Origin of the sequence: Dyella humicola (assembly GCF_026283945.1) — a bacterium.
GTDB classification, from domain to species: Bacteria; Pseudomonadota; Gammaproteobacteria; order Xanthomonadales; family Rhodanobacteraceae; genus Dyella; species Dyella humicola.
Genome location: NZ_JAPDPC010000001.1, coordinates 745,716 through 769,449, shown reverse-complemented (window position 1 = coordinate 769,449; position 23,734 = coordinate 745,716). Strand labels below are relative to the sequence as shown.

At 63.2% G+C, this 23,734-nt stretch carries 18 protein-coding genes, 1 pseudogene and 1 riboswitch; of the genes and pseudogenes, 10 read left to right on the top strand and 9 right to left on the bottom strand.

The genetic code is table 11. The features are described from left to right. Positions 1-66 precede the first annotated feature (66 nt). The 3 genes from dusB to OUZ30_RS03280 all read left to right on the top strand — a co-directional run bounded on the left by dusB (position 67) and on the right by OUZ30_RS03280 (position 3,016). Complete coding sequence (gene dusB / locus OUZ30_RS03290; protein WP_266180747.1) at positions 67-1,053, top strand: tRNA dihydrouridine synthase DusB; 987 nt, start codon at positions 67-69, stop codon at positions 1,051-1,053. Between the two features lie 142 nt (positions 1,054-1,195). After that, on the top strand, positions 1,196-2,107 hold the full coding sequence (locus OUZ30_RS03285; protein WP_266180746.1) for an alpha/beta hydrolase: 912 nt from the start codon (positions 1,196-1,198) through the stop codon (positions 2,105-2,107). An 87-nt stretch (positions 2,108-2,194) separates the two neighbouring features. After that, positions 2,195-3,016 carry a class I SAM-dependent methyltransferase gene (locus tag OUZ30_RS03280; RefSeq protein ID WP_266183085.1) on the top strand — a complete coding sequence of 274 codons (822 nt, stop codon included), beginning with the start codon at positions 2,195-2,197 and terminating at the stop codon, positions 3,014-3,016. 23 nt (positions 3,017-3,039) lie between these two features. Here the strand turns inward: OUZ30_RS03280 and OUZ30_RS03275 are convergent, their stop codons facing one another. Then, positions 3,040-3,198, bottom strand: a complete 159-nt coding sequence (locus OUZ30_RS03275; RefSeq protein ID WP_266180745.1) for a hypothetical protein — start codon at positions 3,196-3,198, stop codon at positions 3,040-3,042. A gap of 222 nt (positions 3,199-3,420) precedes the next feature. Here OUZ30_RS03275 and OUZ30_RS03270 point away from each other — a divergent pair, with 222 nt between their 5' ends. Together OUZ30_RS03270 and metK are read left to right on the top strand one after the other, a co-directional pair. Beyond that, entirely contained in the window at positions 3,421-5,250 is a 1,830-nt protein-coding gene (locus OUZ30_RS03270) for an FAD-binding oxidoreductase (RefSeq protein ID WP_266180744.1), read from the top strand. Between the two features lie 289 nt (positions 5,251-5,539). Further along, positions 5,540-6,739, top strand: a complete 1,200-nt coding sequence (gene metK, locus OUZ30_RS03265; RefSeq protein ID WP_121882559.1) for a methionine adenosyltransferase — start codon at positions 5,540-5,542, stop codon at positions 6,737-6,739. A 302-nt stretch (positions 6,740-7,041) separates the two neighbouring features. Here metK and OUZ30_RS03260 read toward each other — a convergent pair whose 3' ends face one another. Next, positions 7,042-8,181: a D-alanyl-D-alanine carboxypeptidase family protein gene (locus OUZ30_RS03260; protein ID WP_266180743.1), complete on the bottom strand. Its 1,140-nt coding sequence runs from the start codon at positions 8,179-8,181 to the stop codon at positions 7,042-7,044. Between the two features lie 288 nt (positions 8,182-8,469). Here OUZ30_RS03260 and OUZ30_RS03255 point away from each other — a divergent pair, with 288 nt between their 5' ends. Beyond that, entirely contained in the window at positions 8,470-10,341 is a 1,872-nt protein-coding gene (locus OUZ30_RS03255) for an ATP-binding cassette domain-containing protein (RefSeq protein ID WP_266180742.1), read from the top strand. An 87-nt stretch (positions 10,342-10,428) separates the two neighbouring features. Here the strand turns inward: OUZ30_RS03255 and OUZ30_RS03250 are convergent, their stop codons facing one another. Together OUZ30_RS03250 and ppc are read right to left on the bottom strand one after the other, a co-directional pair. Continuing rightward, positions 10,429-11,421 (bottom strand): glutathione S-transferase family protein, encoded by a 993-nt coding sequence (locus OUZ30_RS03250; RefSeq protein WP_266180741.1) that lies wholly within the window; start codon positions 11,419-11,421, stop codon positions 10,429-10,431. Positions 11,422-11,620: 199 nt separating this feature from the next. Next, on the bottom strand, positions 11,621-14,326 hold the full coding sequence (gene ppc, locus OUZ30_RS03245) for a phosphoenolpyruvate carboxylase (protein WP_266180740.1): 2,706 nt from the start codon (positions 14,324-14,326) through the stop codon (positions 11,621-11,623). 459 nt (positions 14,327-14,785) lie between these two features. Beyond that, a riboswitch (S-adenosyl-L-homocysteine riboswitch) is annotated at positions 14,786-14,918 on the top strand. A gap of 37 nt (positions 14,919-14,955) precedes the next feature. Between ppc and ahcY the strand changes: the two genes are divergently transcribed. Beyond that, positions 14,956-16,389 carry an adenosylhomocysteinase gene (gene ahcY, locus OUZ30_RS03240; RefSeq protein ID WP_266180738.1) on the top strand — a complete coding sequence of 478 codons (1,434 nt, stop codon included), beginning with the start codon at positions 14,956-14,958 and terminating at the stop codon, positions 16,387-16,389. A gap of 94 nt (positions 16,390-16,483) precedes the next feature. Here ahcY and OUZ30_RS03235 read toward each other — a convergent pair whose 3' ends face one another. After that, positions 16,484-17,392, bottom strand: coding sequence for a lysophospholipid acyltransferase family protein (locus OUZ30_RS03235; RefSeq protein ID WP_266180736.1), 909 nt, complete (start codon positions 17,390-17,392; stop codon positions 16,484-16,486). Between the two features lie 155 nt (positions 17,393-17,547). Next, a pseudogene (locus OUZ30_RS03230) lies at positions 17,548-18,021 on the bottom strand (cbb3-type cytochrome c oxidase subunit I); the annotation flags it as partial. A 205-nt stretch (positions 18,022-18,226) separates the two neighbouring features. On the opposite strand from OUZ30_RS03230, the gene metF reads away from it, so the two are divergent. From metF to OUZ30_RS03215, 3 genes are all read left to right on the top strand, one after another. Further along, positions 18,227-19,054 (top strand): methylenetetrahydrofolate reductase [NAD(P)H], encoded by an 828-nt coding sequence (metF, locus tag OUZ30_RS03225; protein ID WP_266180735.1) that lies wholly within the window; start codon positions 18,227-18,229, stop codon positions 19,052-19,054. A gap of 28 nt (positions 19,055-19,082) precedes the next feature. Continuing rightward, a complete protein-coding gene (locus OUZ30_RS03220) occupies positions 19,083-19,709 on the top strand; it encodes a DUF4124 domain-containing protein (protein ID WP_266180734.1) in 627 nt (208 codons plus the stop codon). Between the two features lie 120 nt (positions 19,710-19,829). Then, positions 19,830-20,747 (top strand): branched-chain amino acid transaminase, encoded by a 918-nt coding sequence (locus OUZ30_RS03215; RefSeq protein WP_266180733.1) that lies wholly within the window; start codon positions 19,830-19,832, stop codon positions 20,745-20,747. A gap of 129 nt (positions 20,748-20,876) precedes the next feature. On the opposite strand, the gene OUZ30_RS03210 is transcribed toward OUZ30_RS03215, so the two are convergent. The 3 genes from OUZ30_RS03210 to OUZ30_RS03200 all read right to left on the bottom strand — a co-directional run bounded on the left by OUZ30_RS03210 (position 20,877) and on the right by OUZ30_RS03200 (position 23,608). Next, on the bottom strand, positions 20,877-22,160 hold the full coding sequence (locus OUZ30_RS03210; protein WP_266180732.1) for a sensor histidine kinase: 1,284 nt from the start codon (positions 22,158-22,160) through the stop codon (positions 20,877-20,879). After that, on the bottom strand, positions 22,144-22,830 hold the full coding sequence (locus tag OUZ30_RS03205; protein WP_266147878.1) for a response regulator transcription factor: 687 nt from the start codon (positions 22,828-22,830) through the stop codon (positions 22,144-22,146). The genes OUZ30_RS03210 and OUZ30_RS03205 overlap by 17 nt, the downstream gene beginning before the upstream one ends. Before the next feature lie 289 nt (positions 22,831-23,119). Continuing rightward, positions 23,120-23,608 (bottom strand): hypothetical protein, encoded by a 489-nt coding sequence (locus OUZ30_RS03200; RefSeq protein ID WP_266180730.1) that lies wholly within the window; start codon positions 23,606-23,608, stop codon positions 23,120-23,122. Positions 23,609-23,734 lie beyond the last annotated feature (126 nt).

Genomic DNA, 23,734 nt, shown 5'->3' with positions numbered 1-23,734 from the left:
GTCGGCCTGGGTCGCGCCGCTGGGTGCGCTCCTACAGGAAAAGCTGGCTCCGGTTACAATCCGCGCATGCAGATTGGCCCTTACCGCATCGACCCGAACGTGGTGCTCGCCCCCATGGCCGGCGTCACCGACAAACCGTTTCGCCTGCTGTGCAAGCGGCTGGGTGCGGGCTTGGCTGTGTCCGAAATGACTGCATCCGATCCCCGCCTGTGGCAAACGCGCAAGTCGCTGCGACGGATGGACCATGCCGGCGAACCCGAGCCGGTAAGCGTGCAGATCGCTGGCTATGATCCGGCCATGCTGGCCGAGGCAGCGCGCTACAACGCCGACAATGGTGCGCAGATCATCGACATCAACATGGGTTGCCCGGCCAAGAAGGTCTGCAACGTGTGGTCAGGATCGGCCCTGCTGCAGGACGAGCCGCTGGTGGCGCGCATCGTCAAGGCGGTGGTCGATGCGGTCGATGTGCCGGTGACGCTGAAGATCCGCACCGGGTGGGATCGCGATAACAAGAACGCGCTGACCATTGCAAAGATCGCCGAAGATGCTGGCATTGCCGCCCTGGCCGTGCATGGCCGCACGCGTGCCGACAAGTACGAAGGCGAGGCCGAGTACGAAACCATCGCGGCGGTGAAAGCCGCCGTGCGTATCCCGGTGCTGGCCAACGGTGACGTCGTCACGCCGCGACAGGCGAAGCACGTGCTCGATGTCACCGGCGCCGACGCGGTGATGGTAGGTCGCGGCGCGCAAGGTCGACCGTGGATCTTCCGCGAGATCTCACACTTCCTCGCCACCGGCGAAACACTACCCGAGCCGGCGCCGCACGAAGTCTGCGAGATTCTGATCCATCACCTCGAACACCTCTACGCGTTCTATGGCGAACTGCAGGGCGTGCGCATCGCGCGCAAGCACCTGGGCTGGTACGCGAAGGATCGCCCCGAAAATGCCGCCTTCCGCCACGTGGTGAATCGCGCCGAATGCGCCGCCGAACAGCTGCAACTGACACGGGACTATTTCGCCGCGCTAGGCGCTGGAGAACGACTGGCGGCGTGAATCCTCGCGATCGCATGCGGTGATCGCAAACCCTTGCGCGCAGCCCTGATGCATCATCGGCGCTCCGCTGCATGCGTTCCTCTTCATGATTCAGTGCCGCCATAGACGTACCCATCAGAAGCGGCTCGTCCGTTTTGGCCGAATGATCGTGTTGGGCGCCGTTTTGCTGCTGAGCGGCTGCCAAGCCACCCTCTTCGCCGGGCTCAATGCCACCGATCAGCACAAGCACATCGAGCAGCAGCGCGGCATCGTCTTCGATGCCGATCACCAGCTCGCGCTGGATATCTATGCGCCTGCGCACGCGGAGCACGCGCCGGTAGTGGTGTTCTTTTACGGCGGCGACTGGGTGCGTGGCGAGCGCACTTGGTATCGCTTCGTGGGCACGGCGCTGTCGGCGCAGGGTGTGATCGTGGTGATCCCCGATTACCGCAAATATCCCCAGGTGCGCATGGACGGCTTTATGCGGGACGCCGCGCGCGCGGTGGCGTGGACGCATCAGCACGCGAGCGAACTGGGTGGATCGCCGGACGATATCTTCGTGATGGGGCACTCGGCCGGCGGCCAGATCGCCGCGCTGGTGGCTACCGATCCGCAGTGGCTGGGCGCGTACGGCATCCGCCCGGCAGACCTGGCCGGCTTTATCGGGCTGGCTGGCTGCTACGACTTCATGCCGATTCCTGCCCATGAAACGGACATGCTTGGTATGTTCGGTCACACGCCGGCTGAGCAGCGAACCGCCCAGCCGGTGTCGTACGTGCACGGTGCCGAACCGCCGATGTTGCTGCTGCAAGGCGCCAGCGATCACGAGGTCGACCCCTCTAACGCAATCTCGCTGGCGCGCACGATGCAAGACCACCACGAGGACGTGACACTCAAGCTGTACCCGGGCCTGGGGCACGAGGCAGTGTTGTTTGCGTTATCGCGGCCGATGCGCAGCGAAGCACCGACATTGGGTGACATTCTCGCCTTCGTTCATGCGCACCCGACTACAGCACAGAGTAGCCCTCGATCCGCACCCGCCTGCATCGGACAAGCCTGCGGAGACGGCCGCTGAGGCGGCAACTTTCCGTCGACACCAACAGGTGTAGGGTGGCGGTCCGGCTAAAGGCGTCCGACGACAGGGTCCGCCATCGTGAACAGCATCGTCACCGGTGAGTTCCCCTATATCCACGGCTTCTCTTCGGAGGAGCAATCGCGCCTGATGCGTCAGGCGCGCATGTTCGAAACCAAGCTGTTCGGCGGCATCGACTACAGCGAGGCCAGCCGCCTGCTCGAAGTGGGCAGCGGCGTGGGCGCGCAGACGGAGATCCTGCTGCGCCGCTTTCCCAATCTGCACGTCACCGGCGTGGATCGCTCGCCCGCACAGCTCGCCGCAGCCGAACGGAATCTCGCGGAGACGGCGTGGTGCAGCGCGCGGTACACGCTTCAGCTCGCCGATGCCACCGATCTGCCATTTGCCGAGCGCAGCTTCGACGCGGCCTACCTTTGCTGGGTGCTGGAACACATGCCCAGCCCCGCCCGCGTGCTGACCGAAGTACGTCGCGTGTTGAGCCCGGGCTCGGTCATCTATGTGACTGAAGTGCTCAATTCGTCGTTCTTCCTCGATCCCTATTCACCGCACCTGCTGCGTTACTGGATGGCTTTCAACGACCACCAGTACGACAGCGGTGGTGATCCATTCATCGGCGCCAAGCTTGGCAACCTGCTGTTGGCCGGCGGCTATCGCGACGTGCAGACCGAGGTGAAGAGCTTCCACCTGGACAATCGCCAGCCCGGCAAGCGCAAGCAGATGATCGAATTCTGGGAAGAAGTGCTGCTGTCCGCCGCCGAGCAACTGGTGGTCAGCGGTAAGGTCGACATCGCGACGGTCGAAGGCATGCGGCGGGAAATACAGAGCGTGCGCAACGACCCGAATGCGGTGTTTTTCTTCGCCTTTGTGCAGGCGCGGGCCACGGTCTATTGAGTCGGCGACTGCGTCTCGTAGCCTTAATCGGCAAGCACCAGCTTCAGCGCGGATAGCCATAGTGCGATGTCCGGCTTCCACTGCACAGGGCCCGCATCCTTCGCCAGCGCAACGGCCGCCAGCGGGCCCAACGACAGGGACAGCGCAAGAACGCGCCATATCCCCCAGATCACCTGCCTCATCCACCGTTCTTTTCAGCCCCGGTGCGCCGTGTTGATTGGGGCCATGTCGCACGTTGCCGCCCAGGCTGGCGCCTTCACCTGGACCAGTCGCGTCCCGGGTGACACTCCGCCGTCCCGGCGGCCCCGCTATTCGTCACAGCGGGACCGCCGTTCATCACCCTGCCCTTGCCCGGCGCCTGGACCGGCGCAGAGTGACGGCTTCCAAACTCGAAGGGGAATGACATGCATCGTCGCGACTTGCTCAAGGCCGCCCTGACCCTGCCGCTGCTTCCCTGGCTGGTGTCACCGGCATGTGCGACCACGGAGGCCGCCGCTGCGCACGTACTTCGCCTGCGCTCGCGCGTACGCCCCAGTGACCCGGCCTGGCCATCGGCGGCGCAATGGGAACAATTGAAGCAGGCGGTGGGAGGACGCCTGCAGCGCCTGCGCTCACCGTTCGAAGGTTGCTTGACCGACGACGACGCCTGCCGCGAGGCGTTGGCGCAGATCAAGAATCCTTATTTCATCGGCGACGAACCCGCCCTGACCCAAACCAGCGGCTGGGCCGATGCCTGGACCTCCCGTCCCAGCGTCTATGCCGTAGCGGCCCAGAACACCTCCGACGTGGTGGCGGCGGTGAACTTCGCCCGCCAGCATCGCCTGCGCCTGGTCGTGAAAGGCGGTGGCCACAGCTACCAGGGCACCTCTGCTTCGCCCGATTCGCTGCTGATCTGGACGCGGCATATGAACGCCGTGACCCTGCACGATGCCTTTGTGGCCCAGGGCGGCGAAGGCATCCAGGCCCCGTTGCCGGCGGTGACCGTGCAATCCGGTGCGATGTGGATCGACGCCTACGATGCAGTAACCACCCAGGGTGGCCGCTACGTGCAAGGCGGCGGCTGCACCACGGTGGGTGTGGCGGGCCTGGTGCAAAGCGGCGGCTTTGGCAGTTTTTCGAAGAACTTCGGCACGGCGTCGGGTGGGTTGCTCGAAGCCGAGGTGGTCACGGCCGATGGCAATGCACTGGTCGTCAACGCGCATCAGCATCCCGAGCTGTTCTGGGGCATCAAGGGCGGCGGTGGCGGCAGCCTGGGCGTGGTGACCCGATTGACCCTGCGCACTTACGATCTGCCAGATGCCTTCGGCGGCGTATTCGGTGCGATTGAGGCCGATTCGGACGAGGCCTACCGCGTACTCATCGCGCAAGTTGTCGGCTTCTATCGCGAGGCGCTGTTCAATCCGCACTGGGGCGAGCAACTGGTGTTTCGCGGCGACAATACCTTGCGCCTGTCCATGGTGTTCCAGGGCCTGGACAAGGCGGCGGCGGAACAGGTGTGGGCGCCCTTCCTCGCCTGGGTCCGCGCGCGCAGGGCTTATCGCATCACCTCGGATATTCAGGTGCTGGCGTTGCCGGCCAGGCATTTCTGGGATGCGGAGTTCTTCCGCCAGCATGCGCCCGGCCTGATGGTCGCCGACAGTCGCCCCAGCGCCCCAAGGAATCACGTGTTCTGGGCTGGAGACCAAGGACAGGTGGCGCAATTCATCCACGGCTACCGTTCGGCCTGGCTGCCGCAGTCACTGCTCGGCGGCGATCAGCAGGCGACGCTGGCCGACGCCCTGTTCGCGGCAAGCCGCCACTGGGGCTTGTCGCTGCACTTCAACAAGGGCCTGGCGGGCGCGCCTGCTGACGCCGTAGCCCTGGCTCGCGATACGGCGATGAATCCCCAGGCTCTGGATGCTTTTGCGCTGGCGATCATCGCCAGCGAAGGCGATCCGGCCTTCCCCGGCATGCCTGACGCCGAGCCCGATCTGGCCAATGCGCGCGACGAGGCGGCGCGTATTCGCCAAGCCATGGACGCGCTGCTCAAAGCCGCCCCCGGCGCGGGCTCCTATGTATCGGAGAGTGACTATTTCGAGCGCGATTGGCAGACGTCTTTCTGGGGCACGAACTACCCCAGGCTGGCCTCGGTGAAACGCCAGTACGACCCCGAAGGGCTGTTTTTCGTGCACCACGGCGTCGGCAGCGAAGGCTGGAGCGAAGATGGCTTCAGCCGATTGCACTCGAACGGCTGAATCAACCGGGCCATGGTTCAGGAACCCCCGGGTGGGTGCCATCGCCCTGGCCATTCCCACCCTCCGTGGGACACGACTGCGCTATGCTCCGGCCGCTCTGGCCGGCCTGCAGACGCCTTCAGATGGCCGTTTGAAGCGTTTGCAGCGAGCCATAAAGCCGTCCAAATGGCTGAATCGGCATGAAATCGTCATGTCCGGCGGACATGCTGAGGCTGCAAAACGGGGGTTCCCCGTGTATCATGCGCCACCCCTTTCATCTTTCTATCCGTAAGGAAGGATATATACCGCGATGAGCAATTTCCTCTTCACTTCCGAGTCGGTTTCCGAAGGCCACCCGGACAAGGTCGCCGACCAGATCTCCGATGCCGTCCTCGATGCGATCATCGCGCAGGATCCGCGTGCGCGCGTGGCCTGCGAAACGATGGTGAAGACGGGCGTCGCGATCGTCGCCGGCGAAATCACCACCAGCGCCTGGATCGACCTGGAAGCGCTGACCCGCAAGGTCATCGTCGACATCGGCTATGACTCTTCCGACGTCGGCTTCGACGGCGAGACCTGCGGCGTGCTGAACTTGATCGGCAAGCAGTCGCCCGACATCAACCAGGGCGTGGACCGCAAGAAGCCGGAAGAACAGGGCGCTGGCGACCAGGGCCTGATGTTCGGCTACGCGACCAACGAAACCAAGGACTACATGCCGGCGGCGATCTACTACTCGCACCGTCTGGTCGAGCAGCAGGCCAAGGTCCGCAAGAAGAAGAATTCGCCGCTGCCGTGGCTGCGTCCGGACGCCAAGAGCCAGGTCACCCTGCGCTATGAAGATGGCGTGGCGACGGCTATCGATGCCGTGGTGCTGTCCACCCAGCACGACCCGAGCGTGAAGCAGAAGGACCTGATCGAGGCCGTGCGCGAGCACATCTTGAAGCCCGTGCTGCCGGCCAAGCTGCTGCACAAGGGCACCAAGTTCCATATCAACCCGACCGGCAAGTTCGTGATCGGCGGCCCGGTGGGCGACTGCGGCCTGACCGGCCGCAAGATCATCGTCGACACCTACGGCGGCTGGGCCCGTCATGGTGGTGGCGCGTTCTCGGGCAAGGATCCGTCCAAGGTCGACCGTTCGGCCGCCTATGCCGCGCGCTACGTGGCCAAGAACATCGTGGCCGCCGGCATTGCCGACCGTTGCGAAGTGCAGGTGAGCTACGCCATTGGCGTGGCCGAGCCGACCTCGATCTCGGTAACCACCTTCGGCACCGGCAAGATCGCCGACGAGAAGATCGAGAAGCTGATCCGCAAGCACTTCGACCTGCGTCCGTACGGCATCATCAAGATGCTCGACCTGGTCCATCCGATGTATCAGCAGACCGCGAGCTACGGTCACTTCGGCCGCACCCCGTACGAAGTGAAGGGTCCGGACGGCAAGACCTACACCGCGTTCTCGTGGGAAAAGACCGACAAGGCCGAAGCGCTGCGCGCCGATGCCAAGCTGAAGTAAGCCTCGCGCTTCGCTTCAAACAGAAACGGGCCGCTCACGCGGCCCGTTTTCTTTTGGCGATACGGCGATGCCTGGATGATCCGTCCGCTCAACGCGCCAGAGTGAATCCGCCGAAAAGGGCTCACGAACCTTGGAGCTATCGGCTTCCCGGCGTCCGGATGCCCCCACCCGCCTGCCCCAGGTCACCACCGTCGCACGCGATACCAGGGCGTCGCGCTGCGACGTAAGCGAACAGGTTCTGAGTCGCTTGACCATGGTCCCGCGGGACCAAGGCGGCATCAACGCGGCAAGTGCCGCTGTTCTTACGTGTCGGTCTTTGTCGGTTTCTTGGCCACGGCTTCGGCATTCGCTTGAGCCTGCTGCGAATGAGCCGAGGACGTCTTCTTGGCCGCCGTGCGCTTGGCCGCTGCGGGGCATGTCGCCCCCTTGCGCTTGGTGCAGCTATTACTGGCCACGGCGCTGGCCTTGCCTACCTTGCCGCGACGATGATGCCGCTCCGGTACGGGCGCGGGCTCGGCTTCCGCCGTGCCAATGGGCGACAGCGCCGTCAGGATCTTCTGCGCCGTGCCGGTTCCGGTGGCGCCACCAGCCCGGGCCACCAGGTAGTCGGGGGTCGCGCGATCCTCAAAGCCGTCGTCCAACAGGCGCGCCATCAGATTGTCGCGGGCTGCAGCAGTACGACCACCCAGCACCACACTGAAGAGACGATGGCCATCGCGGACGGCCGTCGAAGCGAGATTGAAGCCGGACGCATTGGTGAAGCCGGTCTTCAGCCCATCCATGCCCGGATAACGTTCCATCAGGTTGTTATGGCCACGCACCAGCCGGCCGCGGAACATGAATTCGGTCGTCGCAAAGTAGTGGGTGTATTGCGGGAAGTCGTGATACAGCGCCATGGCCAGCTTGGACATGTCGCGCGCCGTGGTGGAGTCGTCCGGGTCGGGCAGGCCCGACGCATTCTCGAAATGCGTGCCGGTCATGCCGAGCTTGAGGGCCTGGGCATTCATCATTTCGACGAAGTGACCTTCGGAGCCGCCCAGGCCTTCAGCCACTACCGTGGCGGCGTCGTTGGCCGACTTGGTGATCATGCCGAGGATGCAGTCGCCCACCGAAATGGTCTGGCCGTGACGCAGATCGAGCTTGGTCGGCGGCCGACCTGCCGCCCAGGCCGACACCGGCAGCTCCTGATCGATCTTGATCTGACCACTCTCCAACTGCTGGAAGGTCAGATAAAGCGTCATCATTTTGGCCAGCGACGCTGGACGGTTCGGCTCATCGGGGTTGACCGCCGTCAGCACCTGTCCGTCCGACTCGCTGATCACGATGGCCGCATAACCGGCATGGGCAACGCCCATGAAACTGGCTAGCGCCAACAGCGCCACCGCAGCAAAGCTCTGACGGCAAGCAGACAACCATCTCGGTGTTTTGGTCTTGATGGCCACCCTGACCCCTCGCGCCGCCATCGGCACCTAGATAATGGATAAATTTGACAACATAATGCCATGTTATTCAAGGGTTATTTCCCCTGACATGGTCTTTGGAAGATCGCAACGCTCCGGAGCGGGCTCGAAGAGCGGGCCCGCAAAGCCGTTTCGCAGCGAGGAGTTCGGCAGGTACGGCCGAAGCTTAAGTCGGTAAAACTACTGCATTAAGCCCCACAGGCGCCATAAATTCGCCGTTAAAGCCAGCCTATCGATCGAACACGGGGGCGCATCGCCTAGAATAGGCGGATGTCCCTAATCCAACTTCAGCGCGTCGATTTCAGCATCGGCGGCCCCCTCCTGCTCGAACATGTTGATCTTTCGATCGAACGTAACGAGCGCGTCTGCATCGTCGGCCGTAATGGCGAAGGCAAATCCACCCTGATGAAGCTGATCGCCGGCGAGCTCAAGCCGGACGATGGCGAGCTTCGTATACAGAACGGCATCGTGGTTGCCCGCATGGCCCAGGAGGTGCCGCAGGGTACTGAGGGCACCGTGTTCGACGTCGTGTCCGAAGGGCTCGGCGATCTCGGCCATCTGCTGGCGCGCTACCACCACCTCCTGCACGAAGGCGACTTCGATGCGCTGGGCGACGTGCAGACCCAGATCGAGGCGCAGCACGGCTGGGATCTCGATCGTCGCGTCACCGAGGTGCTGACCAAACTCGAGCTGCCTGCCGACACTGATTTTGCCGCACTCTCCGGCGGCATGAAGCGCCGCGTGCTGCTGGCGCAAGCGCTGGTGCGCAAGCCCGACGTACTGCTGCTGGACGAACCGACCAACCATCTCGATATCGAAGCCATCGGCTGGCTGGAAACCTTCCTCAAGCAGTTCGACGGCAGCATCATCTTCGTCACCCATGACCGCAGCTTTCTGCGCGCATTGGCGACCCGCATCGTCGAAATCGACCGCGGCCAGCTCACCGACTGGCCGGGCGACTACGAAAATTACCTGCGTCGTCGCGAAGAACGCCTGCATGCCGAAGCGCAGGCGAATGCGCTGTTCGACAAGAAGCTGGCCCAGGAAGAAGTGTGGATCCGCCAGGGCATCAAGGCCCGACGCACGCGCAACGAAGGCCGCGTGCGTGCATTGAAAGCGCTGCGCGTTGAGCGCGCCGAACGGCGCAACCTCAGCGGCAACGTCAAGATGACCGCCGCCAGTGCCCAGGCCTCGGGCAAGAAGGTGATCGATCTTGAACACGTGCACCAGGCCTATGACGGCCGCGTGCTGATCGATAATCTGACCACGACCGTCATGCGCGGCGATCGCATCGGCATCATCGGGCCGAACGGCGCCGGCAAGAGCACGCTGTTGAAGATCATGCTGGGCGAGCTCAAGCCGCAACGCGGCCACGCCACGCTCGGCACCGGTATCCAGATCGCCTACTTCGACCAGCACCGCCTGCAACTCAACGACAAACTCAACGCGCTGGACAACGTGGCCGAAGGCCGCGACTTCATCGAATTGAACGGCAGCCGCAAGCACATCATCGGCTACCTGCAGGATTTCCTGTTCTCGCCCGAACGTGCGCGCGCACCGATCACTCGACTGTCCGGTGGTGAGCGCAACCGCCTGTTGCTGGCCAAGCTGTTCGCCCAGCCGTCCAACCTGCTGGTGATGGACGAACCGACCAACGATCTCGACGTGGAGACACTCGAGCTGCTGGAAGAACTGCTCACCGACTATCAAGGCACCTTGCTGCTCGTATCGCATGACCGAGCGTTCCTCGACAACGTCGTGTCGAGCACTTTGGTGCTGGAGGGCCATGGCCAGATCGGCGAGTACATAGGCGGTTACAGCGATTGGCTGTGGCAGCGCCCAGCGGCCGCGCAGGCCGTGGCGGCTGCAGCCGCAAAACCTGGCCTGACCCGCAATGACCCCGCTCCCGCCGCAACGCCGGCAAAACGCAAGCTCAGCTTCAAGGAGCAGCGCGAACTGGAGCAGTTACCGTTGCGTATCGAGCAGTTGGAAACCGATATCGCCACGCGCAGCGAGGCGATGAACGATCCCTCGTTTTTCCAGCAGGACAGCGCCACCATCGTCAAGGCCAACGAAGCACTGGCCTCCGTGCAAGCCGAGCTCGACGGCGCCTACGCACGCTGGTCCGAACTGGACGGCTGATCCTCCGATGACAATAGCATCGGCGCTACCGCGCCGCTGCTGTTGTGCACACGATCGTTCGGGATCTCGATAGGCACGCAGCCGTTTTCAGGCGCCGTGAAGAACGCGGGAACGGCTGATGCCCAGATAAGCTGCAGGCTTATAGGGCAACTTCTTGACGCCGCTGAACCAGCGCAACTTCAGATAGGCCGGCAGTCCTAGCAACACCGTCCAGCTGCTTACTGGCTGCTGGTCATTCCCGGCCACATGCAAAGTCTCGCCGTCGACAGGTGCAGCATGCAGGTCGTCGGGCGCCTGCATCCAGCTCACCCGCCAGCGCATGGTGCCGCTGCGCTGGCGTTGCGCCCGGATCGCGTCTTCGTAGGGAAAGGTCACATCCCGCCCCTGGATGCGGAACAATTGCTCCTGCCACACGAACAACGATTGCAACGAAGGGTGGTGGCTGAAGTGCGGCACGACACGCAATGGCCGCAGCAGCGAGGCCAGGGTCAGGTCTGCCGCGGTGAACTGTCCACCCACCAGGAAACCCGCACGGTCAAGCAAACGCGCCACGGGAATCAGCAGTGCCTCGAGTTGTTCGTAGATGCGGTCCTGCCGATTGTGATGAAAGCGAAAGCGCAAGGTCAGCATCATGCCGACGACGTGCGAGGCCAGCACACGCCAACCGCGCCGCGCGAACAGGCCGCCGAAAAAATTGGGCAAAAACAATTGGGCCAGTGTTTGCGGACATTCCATGATGATCTGGCTATAGCCTAGACGGCGCGCGTACAGACCCAGGGTCGAGTCGAGCCGCAACATCCATTGCCAGACACGCTCGCGCTCGGACGAATCGGCGGGAAACAACGGACGCTCTGGATAGGTGTCTTCCAGATAACGAATGATCGGCGATGAATCGCTGATCGCCACGCCAGTCGACGTGTCGTGGATCAGCGGCACGGTTTGCGCGCAGTCGAAGCCGCGCATCTCCTTCTTGGTGAAGGCCACGATGTCGATACCGCGCCAGGGCAGCCGCTTGAAATCCAGTGCCCAGCGCACCTTTTCAACGTAATGCGACCAGTGCAGCTTGTACAAATCGATCATGGCGTACCTCGTCCTTGGGGTCATCTCCTGACGGGGATGATCGAGGTCAACGACAAGACCCGAGCCGCCATGTTGCGGACGTGGCGGCATGACATCCGAGACCTCTCGATGCCGAAAGACGATAGCGAGACAGGTGTGCGGAAAATCCGATCAATGCAGCCGCCTGTCCGTCTCGCCCATAGTCGAGCCGGGCACGCCGTCAACCCGTGTTCTGCAAGCCCTGCGAGACGCCATTGACGCACGCCACCAGGGCGCCAAGCAGCGCCTCATCCGCTTCACCGCCGGCGCGCCAGCGTCGCAGCAGATCCAGCTGCAACAGGCTCATCGGGTCAATATAGGGATTGCGCAGGCCGATCGAGACGGCCAGACGCGGCTCGTTCTGCAATAGCTGGTCGGTTCGCTTGAGGCGGATCAGCCAGCGCTGCGTGCGTTCGAACTCGTCGCGGATCAAGGCGAAGAACGGCTCGTGCAGCGGACCGGCCAATCGCGAAAATGCCTCGGCAATATCCAGGTCGCATTTGGCCAGCACCATGGCCACATCGTCGAGCATATTGGCGAAGAACGGCCAGTCGCGAGCCATCTCCGCCATCTCCTGTTCGCCGAACAGCGCGACGCCCTGCTCCAGCGCCGTACCGAGACCGTACCAGCCCGGCAAGATCGAACGGCATTGCGTCCACGCGAACACCCACGGAATGGCGCGCAAATCCTGCACGCCGCGCATGCTGCGGCGGCGCGAAGGGCGAGAACCCAGGGTCATGCGCTCGATCACATCGATCGGCGTGGCGGCGCGGAAATAATCCACGAAGCCTTCGCGGTCGACGAAGGCGCGGTAGTGCTCGCGGCTGCGCGTGGCCAGTTGGCTCATGCGCGTACGCCACTCACCCTCGCGGAGCTCTTCCGTGCGTGGCCGCAGGGACGCGCGCAGTACGGCACTCACGGTCTGTTCGAGATTGCGCAGCGCCAAGGCGCGGATACCGTATTTGCGATGAATCACCTCGCCTTGCTCGGTGATGCGCAACACACCCGCCACCGAACCGCGCGGTGAAGACATCAACGCCGGTGCGATGCGCGAACCACCACGGCTGGCGGAGCCGCCGCGACCATGGAAGAACGACAGTCGGATACCTGCAGCCGACGCCACATCGAGTAACTCCACCTGGGCGCGCTGCAGACCCCAGCGCGAAGCGAGCGTGCCGCCATCCTTGCCGCTGTCGGAGTAGCCCAGCATCACCCACTGGCGATCCCCGCGCGAGGCGAGATGCAAGCGATACACCGGATCGTCGAGCAAGTCGCGCAACGTAGCGGGTGCATTGGTGAGATCGTCCACCGTTTCGAATAACGGCGCGATGTCCAGCGGCACTTTGCCGTCCTGGATCAGTCCACCGTAGCGTGCCAGCGCCAGCACGGCGAGCACGTCGGCTGCTGAACGCGCCATGCTGATGATGTACAGGCCCAGGGCATGTGTGCCATAGCGTCGACGCGCATCGCCCAAGGTGGAGAAGACGTCGTACAAGGCGATCGCGGTCGGCTCATCGCTGGTATCGAGCTTGGTTTGGCCGCCTGCAATGGGGCGCAGGCGAAGCACGCGCTCCGCCGTATCACGTTTCGCCCACTCACTGTCGCCGAGCAGGCTTGCCAGCGCATCGTCGTGCACGCGCGAGTCTTGCCGCACGTCCAGCCTGGCCAGATGGAAGCCAAAGGTGCGCACACGCCAGATCAGTCGCTGCACGGCATAGGCACCGGCATGCAGGCCGCGATGATCCACCAGGCTCAAGGCGATCAGGTGCAGGTCGTCGAGAAGTTCGCGAACCGATGTATAGCCTTCCGGATGGTCATCATCATGGGTCGCTTCCAGCCGTGCACCGATCACCGTCAGCAGGCCGCGATATGGCATGTCCGCATGACGTGGGCGAACCTTGGCTGCTGCCTCGGGAAAGCGCACGCGATAGTCAGCCAGCCGCAGCGCCAGCGATTCATCCACCGCCACCCGCCCCTCGGTCTGGCTGAGCAGGCGACCCAGTCCGGCGATGTCTTCGATGTAATGCTCCAGCACGTGCGCGCGCTGCGTGGCCAGGCTGGCTGCAATGGTGCTGGCGCCCACGTTTGGATTGCCATCCATGTCACCACCCACCCAGGTGGCGAAACTCAGCAGACGCGGCAGCGGTACCGCTACGCCATAAACCGCCTGCAGCGCGTCCGCGAGTGACTCATACAGGGCCGGCACGATGCGATAGACAGGGTTGGCCAGATAAAAGCCGACGTGGTGATGTTCGTCCTGCACGGTAGGACTTACCGGCGACGCTTCGGCCGTCTGCCAGCCCGCGTTGAGCGCCATGAAGATGCGATCTTCGTCCTCCTTGCGCTCTTGCGGGGTTCGCGTGGGATCGAAGTTGTCGACCAGCGCACGCACGATGGATTGTTCTTTCTCGAGCAGGGAACGACGCACCGCCTCGGTGGGATGCGCGGTAAAAACTGGTTCCACTTGCAACCGTCCCAACCACTCAAGCAACTCACCTACTTCCACACCTTGTGCCTTCAACTGCGTCAGCGCATCGAGCAAGGATTCGGGCTGAGGGGCACCACCTTCGCGCTGGTAGTCGCGCCGGCGACGAATGCGATGGACGCGTTCGGCAATGTTTACCGCCTGGAAATAGGTGGCAAAGGCGCGCGCCAGCGCCTCGGCACGCGCCGTCTCCAGGCCGCTCAGCAAGTCAGCCAACAAGGCCAACGGCGCGCCCTCGTGGCGACGCGCGATGGCGGCCATGCGGATGCGTTCCACTTCGTCGAGGAAGGCCGGTGAAACCTGCTCGGCCAGCATGTTGCCGACCAGGGTGCCGAGGCGGCGGACGTCTTCGCGCAACGGGGATTCGTGCGGGGCGAACTCAGGACTGCGGTACTGGTTCATCGATGCCTGGAGAGAATTGGATGTCTGGACGTCCAAGACTACCCGAAGCCCCATCCATTTGTGCACTGCCACAAAACCATCCTTTCCCTTGAACGAAAACGGGGCGCAAATCGCTCCGTTTCCTTAGGGCGTGTTGAACATTTCCGTGTAGTCAAAAGCCCCCCCTCCCCAACCCTCCCCTGCGAGCAGGGGAGGGAGTGGTGCGGGCATGCTTTTGGCCCCTCCCCCTGCCCGCAAGGGGGACGGGAGGGGGTAGTTTTTGGCCACCTAGAGAATTGGCCTTTGGTCTTACACCATCTCCCGCGACATCAGCGCGTCGCTGGCGTCTTGTCGCAATAACTTGCGCCTTTAACGCTGCCGCCCTCCCCGGGCCAAGGCCATCAACCATGGCTGGCGCCAAAGCCCGACATCGCCACCGGGGGGCAGAACCCATTCCTCTCTGACGCTATACTCACAGGTCCCGTTGAGGGGCGCTGCGACCGTTGGCAAGTCGAATGCGGAGATTTCCGCTACAGCCCGCACTTTCCCGTGCTGGCATTCGCCTTCCCCGGCCAGGCTCGACGGATTCAATTTGTAACGGCGCCCGGTTAACGATGCGACCTCTTGGTCGCAACATCCGGAGCTACGCCATGAACGCAGTCACCAAAGATTCCGCCCACCAGGACTACAAGGTCCGCGACATCTCGCTCGCCGATCTGGGCCGCCGCCGCATCCGCATGGCCGAAGAGGAAATGCCGGGCCTGATGCAGATCCGAGCCCGCTACTCCAAGGAAAAGCCGCTGAAGGGCGTGCGCTTGTCGGGTTCGTTGCACGTCACCAAGGAAACCGCCGTGCTGGCGGAAACCCTGCGCGAGCTGGGCGCTTCGGTGCGCTGGGCCTCGTGCAACATCTTCTCGACCCAGGACGACGTCGCTGCCGCGATGGCTGCCGGTGGCCTGCCGGTGTTCGCCTGGAAGGGCGAGTCGCTCGAGGAGTACTGGGAATGCACGCTGGACATGCTGTCCCACCCCGGTGAACTGGGCCCGCAGCTGATCGTCGATGACGGCGGCGACGCCACCTTGTTCATCCACAAGGGTGTCGAGCTGGAAGACGGCGACAACTGGGTCAACACGCCCAGCGGCAACCACGAAGAGCAGGTCATCAAGGACCTGGTCAAGCGCGTGCACAAGGAGCGTCCGGGCTGGTTCAAGAAGGTCGCCGCCGAATGGAAGGGCGTGTCCGAGGAAACCACCACCGGGGTGCATCGCCTCTATCAGCTGGCCGAAGCCGGCAAGCTGCTGGTGCCGGCGATCAACGTCAACGACTCGGTGACCAAGTCCAAGTTCGACAACCTGTACGGCTGCCGCGAATCGCTGGCCGACGGCATCAAGCGCGCCACCGACCTGATGGTCGCAGGCAAGGTCGCCGTGGTCTGCGGCTACGGTGACGTCGGCAAGGGTTGCGCCCATTCGCTGAAAGGCTTCGGCGCCCGCGTGATCGTCACCGAAATCGATCCGATCAACGCCTTGCAGGCCGCGATGGAAGGCTTCCAGGTCACCACCATTGAAGAGACCCTGGGACTGGGCGACATCTATGTCACCACCACCGGCAACAAGGACATCATCACGCTGGAGCACATGGCGGCGATGAAGAACAACGCCCTGGTGTGCAACATCGGTCACTTCGACAACGAGATCCAGATGGATCGCCTCAACACCGCCAAGGGTGTGTCGCGCGAGAACATCAAGCCGCAGGTGGACCGCTACACGTTCGAGAAGTCTGGCCACAGCATCTACATGCTGGCTGAAGGCCGCCTGGTGAACCTGGGCTGCGCCCACGGTCACCCGAGCTTCGTGATGTCCAACAGCTTCTCCAACCAGACCCTGGCCCAGCTCGACCTGTGGGCGAACAAGGACTCCTACGAGAAGAAGGTCTACCGCCTGTCCAAGAAGCTGGACGAGGAAGTGGCCCGCCTGCACCTGGAGCAGATCGGCGTGAAGCTGACCCGCCTCACCCCGGAACAAGCCGCCTATATCGGCGTGCCGGTGGACGGTCCGTACAAGCCGGAGCACTACCGCTACTAAGCTGTGGCACGGTCCGTGTGATCCATCGAAAGGCCGCCCACGGGCGGCCTTTTTTTTGCTCGAGCCTGCGCCGGCATCCCCGCCCCGGATGCGCCTATTTGACGGACGCAAACCCGTACATGGAAGGATGCCCGGCCATCAGCCAGTGTGCGTAATTGCTCTTCAAGGCGATGCTGATCCTGTCCGCCAGCTGTTGCGGTGCGTCGGGCGAGGCCAGTTCGACCGCCTCCAACATTTCCGCACTAAATCTGCCGCGCGCAAAGCGCAGATAAAACGGCAACAACACGGTGTTCATCCGCGCGCCAATGCGGAACACGCCGCCATGAATCCGGCCAGGGCGGCCGAGTACCGTCACGTCGACGGTTTCCATGAGAAATCGGTGCATGGTGTAGGGGGCCGCATCCGCGAACAGCACGACGACGCCATCCCGCCGCAAGGCCGGGATTACACGCAGGCCGAGATTGTTGCGCTGGCCATCATCGCGCGTGTATAGCGGCTCCAGCTTGGGCATGACCATCTCTTCGCCGGCAAACACGCCGGTCACCGCCGACAGGGTTTCCAGCCCCAGCGCTTTGCGCACCTCGTCGAGCACATAGACGTAGACGCACTGCGATACGTAATGGAATGGCGAAAGAATGACCGGCCGCTTGGGGTTGTCGCCTCTGAGCGCCACGATCTGGCGCGCCAGCGCCTGGGCGACCTCCCGCAGATCGGGCCACGCCTCGTCGGGCCGCGCCACCCGGCCGCAATAGAAACGGCGGTCGAGCAGGCTCTCCAGCGTTTTCCCGGTCATCGCACGCCACTTGTCGGCCGGATCGAGCAACATGAGCTCGCGCCCCGTCTCGTAACGCGTGATGCCACTCCAACGCTCGCGGGCATTGCACAGACTTTTGACACACCAGGTGATCGTGGCCAGCCGTTCGATCGAACGCGCCGACAGCCTGATCAGGCATGCGCGCCGCGCCACGCCCGGTAGCCGACCAAGGTTTCCCCACATCGACATGAGCCACTCCATCGGGGATGCGCCGATCAGACCGCGCTCTCTAAAACCGGCGCTTCCGGCGTAGTGGCATGCATCGTGGATGAAGGGCCAAGCGCGCCATCGACCAGACGGAAGTGCCGTTCGAACGCCTGCGCCAGGCAGAGATCATGCGTGATCACGTAGATGTGCTTGACCTTGCGCTTGGCGATGGTGCCGAAGAACAGCACCGCATAAGCGACCCAGACGATCGTGATGAGGACGTCGATAGGCCATTCGAGCTCGGCGTATTCCTTGCCCTGGGTCATGCCTAATGGCAACGTAATCGCCGCGGCCGCGATCACCAGCTGCCAGCCCCAGAACACGAAGGCAGCCAACTTGTCCGATAGCAGGCGCACATGGCAGGTGCGCTGGACCACATACAGGCTGGTGGCGAATAGCGCCGAGCCACCAAAAGCGAAGATCACGGCATTCGTATGCAATGGCCTGAGACGGCCATAACTGAGCCACGGAAGATCGAAATCGAGACCGGGCCAATACAACTGGGCAGCGATGATCACCCCCACCAGCATGCCCACGATGCCCCACACCACGGTCATGACGGCAAATTGCCGTACGACCTTGTCGTTATATGTCCCCTCGACGCCCACCATGAGACCCACTCCTAGGCATGACTGAATGGCGGGAAGTCTGCGGGCCAACGCCAGACTTCCGCTTGATCTAGATCAAGCGAGAAGGGGTGGGCCCGCGGCGCGATTTGTCGCATGCACTTCCCGCGACCACGGCGGCATCGGGATATCTCTATATCGCGAAAAAGAGATATATAATTCCGCCAACGCCACTTTCGGACCCGTTGCGATGCCGCTGATCAGCTTTGAGTTCTTTCCGCCCAAGACCGACGAGCAGCGTGCACAGCTGGACAAGGCGGCGGTATCGCTCAAGTCACTGTCGCCGGAATATGTGTCGGTGACCTTTGGTGCCGGCGGTTCGACGCTCAACTACACCGGCGAAACGGTGCACCGGTTGCATAGCGCGCATGGCCTGAGCGTGGCCCCGCACCTGTCTTGCGTGGGCGGTACCCGGGCCGAGCTGGCCGAGCTGTTGGATAGTTATCGCGCCGCGGGCTATCGCCGCCTCGTGGCGCTGCGGGGCGATCTGCCCTCGGGTATGGCTTCACCGGGCGACTTCCGTTACGCCTCCGAACTGGTGAAGTTCATTCGCGAACATTCGGGTGACCACTTCCACATCGAGGTGGCCGCCTATCCGGAAATCCATCCGCAGGCTGATGACGCGCTGGCGGACCTGCGCCACTTCAAGGCCAAGATCGATGCCGGGGCCAACGGTGCGATCACCCAGTATTTCTTCAATGCGGATGCATACTTCCGTTTCGTCGACGACGTGCGCCGCCTCGGCGTGGACGTGCCGATCGTGCCGGGCATCATGCCAATCTCTAATTTCACGCAGCTCAAGCGCTTCTCCGACATGTGTGGCGCGGAAATACCGCGCTGGATCGCCAAACGCATGCAGGCACACGGCGACGATGCCGTCTCGGTGCGGGAGCTTGGCGCCGACGTCGTGGCCCAGCTTTGTCGCCGGTTGCTGGAGGGCGGCGCGCCCGGCCTCCACTTCTACACTTTGAACCGGGCCCAGGCGACGCGGGCGATTCTGGATCGACTGCACGGTTAACCCACTTGGGCGGGCGTATGCTCGCTCGATGCTGTCCACCCGTATCCGCCTGTTGCTTCTGCTGTTTCTGCTACCGATGAGTGCCGCGGCACAGGATGGCATTCACCGCTGCGTGGGACAGGACGGCAACCCCGTGTTCACGGATCAGCCCTGCGCGGCGCTGCAGGCCACGCCGGTGGCCGACGCTTCGCCCGCTAGTGCGGCCCATGCGAGCACGCCACAGGAACAGGCCATACCGCCACCGGTGCTATGTGCTGCGAGCGTGCCTGAGCTGCGCCAGAGCGTCGTCGACGCCTTCAGCCGGCACGACCCCAACCGCCTGGCCGGGCTGATGCTTTGGAGTGGTTATGGGCGTGAGGCCGTGGTCGCTGATATCCGTTCCATCGGCGAACTGATGCAACACCCGCTGCTGGATGTCGGCGAAGCCTCCGAGGACACGGCGCCGGCCCGGTCCCAGTCCAGCGACATGGGCGGTCTGGAGCGTTCGCTGGATCCGGCCGATGTTTCGACGCCTCCGGCCGCACCTTCCCCAGCGCCTGCCGATCGGCAAATCGTGGTGCGCACAGCGGCAACCGATGGCAGCGGCCTGCCCCATGAAAAGCATTTCGCGGTGGTGCGGCGTTCCGGTTGCCTCTGGTTGCGTAGCCCCGGCTGAGCCTCCTGGGCTACCGCTCCCCCGACTCCCGGCACCCTTCGGGACGTCTTTCAATGAAGGCGTAAAACCGCCCTGGCGCGCCGCGAGTTATCATGTTGCGATTTTCCGCGGAGAACAGACATGGCGCAGCAGTACCCCGACTGGATCTGGCAGAACGGTGTCATCAAGCCCTGGCAAGAGGCGACCACCCACGTCATGGCGCATGCGCTGCATTACGGATCCTCGGTGTTCGAGGGCATCCGCAGCTATGCCACGCCCGATGGCGCAGCCATTTTCCGTCTCACCGACCATCTCAATCGCCTGTATCAGTCGGCCAAGATCTACGACATGGCCCTGCCCTACTCGCCAGCCGAACTGGCGGCTGCCTGTCGCGACGTCGTGCGCAAGAACGGCCTCAGCGCAGCCTATTTGCGCCCAGTGGCCTATCGCGGCCTGGGTGGTTTTGGCCTCTCGGCCGAAACACCGATCGACGTCGCCGTGGCCGCCTGGCCAATGGGTCCTTACCTCGGTCCCGAGGCCCTGGAAAACGGCATCGACGCCTGCGTGTCGAGCTGGCAGCGCTTTGCCCCCAACACCATTCCCGCGGGCGCCAAGGCCGGTGGCAATTACCTCTCTGGCCAGCTAATCGCGCGCGAAGCTCGGCGTCTGGGCTTCGGCGAGGGCATTGCCCTGGCGTCCAGCGGACTGCTTAGCGAAGGTGCCGGCGAAAACCTGTTCCTGGTGTTCGATGGTGTGCTGCACACCACGCCGGCCAGCGCGTCGATCCTTGCCGGCATCACGCGCGATACGCTCAAGACCTTGGCGCGCGAAGACGGCATCGAAGTGATCGAACGCGATCTTCCGCGCGAATACCTCTACCTCGCCGATGAACTGCTGATGTGCGGTACCGCCGCCGAGATCACCCCGATTCGTTCGGTGGACGGCAAGCAGATCGGCAGCGGCAAGGCCGGCCGGGTCACCCGTCGTTTGCAGGAGCTGTTCTTCGGCCTGTTCACGGGCAAGACCAACGACCAGTGGGGCTGGTTGGAGGCGCTGTAACACGGACACTGCCATGCGTGTAGGAGCGCACCCAGTGCGCGACCGCGGCGTAGCAACATGGCCGTTCCGCCCATCCCCTCAGGGGATGGGCTTGTCGCGAACTGGGTGCGCTCCTGCAACAACGCGATCTTAGGAAAACACGATGCTCGCGATGGCGCCATTGCTGTCGGTGCGCGGACGCATCGACACGTCCCAGCCATAGAGTTCGCACAGGCGGCGCACGATGGCCAAGCCCAGTCCCGCGCCACTGCCGCCCGCACCTTCGCCACGCACACCGCGCTGGAACAGTCGCTCGGCATCCTCCGGCTTGATGCCGGGACCGGTATCGATCACTTCGATGCGATTGGCGCTTACTTCGACGGTTACCATGCCTTCCATGGTGTACTTGATCGCGTTGCCAATCAGGTTGGTCAGCGCCACCGAGAGCACCGAAGCCGGCGCATTGATGCTCACCGACTGCTTGACCGTCAGCTCGACGCCCAGCGGCTTGTCACGCATCTGCGGACGCTGGCTCTCGATCACATCAGCCGCCACCTTCGCTACATCGGTGGTTTCACCGCGTGTCGGTCCACGCCGTTCCGCACGCGACAGCAGTAGCAAGGCCTCGATCAGCTCGGTGGCCTGGCGCGAGGCACGCTCGATGCGCTTCAGGCGCTCGCGCAATTTGTCGTTGAGATCGGGCGAGCCTTGCAACAATTCCGTGGTGCTGGCGATGACCGCCAGCGGCGTGCGCAACTCATGGCTGACGTCCGAATTGAATTCGCGATCGCGCTCGACCATCGCCGTGAGCCGCTGCGCGTACTCGTCCAGTGCCAGTGCCAGCTCGCCCACTTCGTCGTCCGCGAAATGCGGTGCCAGCGGCTCAGCCTTACCGTTCTTGCGAAAGTCACGCAGGCGACGCGCCAGGTCGCTTACTGGCTTCAGTACCTTGCGCGAGAGCCACAGACCGAGTGCAAGCGATAGCAGGCCGAACAGGAAAACCGCGCCAATGACGCTGACCAGGAGTTGCTGCTTGCCCAGCTCCTCACGCGAAACGTCATAGCGGATAAAGCTGATGATGCCGTTTTCGTGGTAGACCGCCAGCTTGTAATGATGCCGCTGGCCCTCTTCATCGGTCTCGAAGATGTCGTGCACGCCGTTGGGCAGGTTTTGCCATGAAAGCGGTGCTTTGTAGAGCGTGCGATCGCTGAGCACGGTGCCGGTGAGCAGGCGCGAGCCACTGGGCGTACCCGGGTGTTCATGGGCCTGCTGATTGGCCCAATGCGCATCGTCGAGCAGGCTGGCGTTCACCAGCTGATCTTCCACGCGGCCGCGGATGTTCAGCGCCGCGATCGCGAACAACGCGCTGAGGCCAAAGCCGAACAGCGCGAACGAGACGACCAGGCGAAATCTGAGCTTACGCCTGGACCGCATCCGGCTCGACCATCCGATATCCGATACCGTGCCGCGTGTGGATCAGCGGCTTTTCAAACGGCTTGTCGATGGCTGCGCGCAGACCGTGGATATGCACGCGCAGCGAATCGCTGTCAGGCAGCTCCTCACCCCACACGCGCTGTTCCAGATCCTGCCGCGTGACCACCGACGGGCTCGCTTCCATCAGTGCCTGCAGCAGCTTCAGGCCGATCGGATTGAGCTGGATCGACTTGCCTTCGCGGGTCACCGTGAGCGTGTCGAGGTTGTAGGTGAGATCACCTACCTTCAGGACGCGGCTTTGCGGGCCCTTGCCGCGACGCGCCAGCACTTCCAGGCGCGCGGACAGCTCCTGCAGGGCGAACGGCTTGGTCATGTAGTCGTCGGCGCCGGATTCGAAGCCGGTCAGCTTCTGCTCCAACGCGTCGCGCGCTGTCAGCATCAGGATGGGGGTCTGCTTGTGCGCCTCGTGTCGCAGCTTGCGCGCCACGTCGAGGCCATCCATGCCTGGCAGGGTGAGATCGAGCACGATCACGTCGAAGTCGTGCACCACCGCCAAATGGAGACCGGTGACGCCGTCGCCGGCGAAATCGACCACATGGCCACGATCTTCCAGGTAATCGCCGATATTGGTAGCGATATCGCTGTTGTCTTCAATCACCAGTACGCGCATGCGTCCTCCATACGCAGCCGGTATAGGGACCGGCCGAGGTGGCAAGCTTAACAAGCTTGAATGCGGGAAAGGGGGTCGGAACGGACGCCAAACTGAATAAAACCGACAGGGCGTAAAGAAAAAGGCCCAGGCGGGTCGACTTGTGGTCGTTCGCCTGGGCCCAAGCTACTGCCCCGATACCGTAATCTGCTGTCACCCGACCTTGCGGTTGAAGTGCCAAGCAAATTGCAGTGAAACCTTTATAGGGGCCCTGCGGTTACACAGTAGTTAACCGACTCTCACTTCAGCGTTAACCCCTGCCGCCCTTCTGGGTCTGCACCTGCTGGATGTCCTGCATGTACCGATGCGCGGCATCGTTGTCCTGCTGGACCTGGCGATTGGTGCGGCAGACCGTCTTGGGGATATTGGATCCCATCGGTTTGACCTGCTCGCAAATCTCCCGGTCGGCATCGCGCCTGGTCAGGATGGCGTTGACCTCGGACTGGTTGTTGTAGAGCTCGACCTTGGACGCCTGGTCCATGGCGTCGACCGTGCCAAATTTGTCGTACAGCGACTGCATGTTCGCCAGGTCGCCATCCACCTTTTCATGCTCGGTCTTGTCGACAAACTCAAACCGTCCTCCTGGCCCCATCTGCTGGCGAACGTGATCTGCAACAGCAGCGAACTGATCCTTGGTATTCGCCTTTACATCAGGCTTGGCCTCCTTGGCTTGCACGGACGCCACGTGTAGCAGAATCACCGTAGCCGCCATCAATGGCGACCAGAATTTCAGCTTCATGCTTTCCTCCCGAGCCCTGCCGCACCCCCCCTCGGGGTACGCTTCGCAGGACCGTGCGATGGTATGACGCGTAGAAGCCTTGGTCAAAACTTCGCCAGGGATTCACTTTCACCATGTCAGCAAACG

Coding starts and splice junctions, on each gene's coding strand:
- dusB (WP_266180747.1), top strand. CDS start 67: ATGCAGATTGGCCCTTACCGCATCGACCCGAACGTGGTGCTCGCCCCC.
- OUZ30_RS03275 (WP_266180745.1), bottom strand. CDS start 3,198: ATGAGGCAGGTGATCTGGGGGATATGGCGCGTTCTTGCGCTGTCCCTG.
- OUZ30_RS03285 (WP_266180746.1), top strand. CDS start 1,196: ATGATCGTGTTGGGCGCCGTTTTGCTGCTGAGCGGCTGCCAAGCCACC.
- OUZ30_RS03270 (WP_266180744.1), top strand. CDS start 3,421: ATGCATCGTCGCGACTTGCTCAAGGCCGCCCTGACCCTGCCGCTGCTT.
- OUZ30_RS03200 (WP_266180730.1), bottom strand. CDS start 23,608: ATGAAGCTGAAATTCTGGTCGCCATTGATGGCGGCTACGGTGATTCTG.
- OUZ30_RS03220 (WP_266180734.1), top strand. CDS start 19,083: ATGCTGTCCACCCGTATCCGCCTGTTGCTTCTGCTGTTTCTGCTACCG.
- OUZ30_RS03210 (WP_266180732.1), bottom strand. CDS start 22,160: ATGCGGTCCAGGCGTAAGCTCAGATTTCGCCTGGTCGTCTCGTTCGCG.
- metK (WP_121882559.1), top strand. CDS start 5,540: ATGAGCAATTTCCTCTTCACTTCCGAGTCGGTTTCCGAAGGCCACCCG.
- metF (WP_266180735.1), top strand. CDS start 18,227: ATGCCGCTGATCAGCTTTGAGTTCTTTCCGCCCAAGACCGACGAGCAG.
- OUZ30_RS03250 (WP_266180741.1), bottom strand. CDS start 11,421: ATGATCGATTTGTACAAGCTGCACTGGTCGCATTACGTTGAAAAGGTG.
- OUZ30_RS03205 (WP_266147878.1), bottom strand. CDS start 22,830: ATGCGCGTACTGGTGATTGAAGACAACAGCGATATCGCTACCAATATC.
- OUZ30_RS03215 (WP_266180733.1), top strand. CDS start 19,830: ATGGCGCAGCAGTACCCCGACTGGATCTGGCAGAACGGTGTCATCAAG.
- OUZ30_RS03235 (WP_266180736.1), bottom strand. CDS start 17,392: ATGTCGATGTGGGGAAACCTTGGTCGGCTACCGGGCGTGGCGCGGCGC.
- ppc (WP_266180740.1), bottom strand. CDS start 14,326: ATGAACCAGTACCGCAGTCCTGAGTTCGCCCCGCACGAATCCCCGTTG.
- OUZ30_RS03255 (WP_266180742.1), top strand. CDS start 8,470: ATGTCCCTAATCCAACTTCAGCGCGTCGATTTCAGCATCGGCGGCCCC.
- ahcY (WP_266180738.1), top strand. CDS start 14,956: ATGAACGCAGTCACCAAAGATTCCGCCCACCAGGACTACAAGGTCCGC.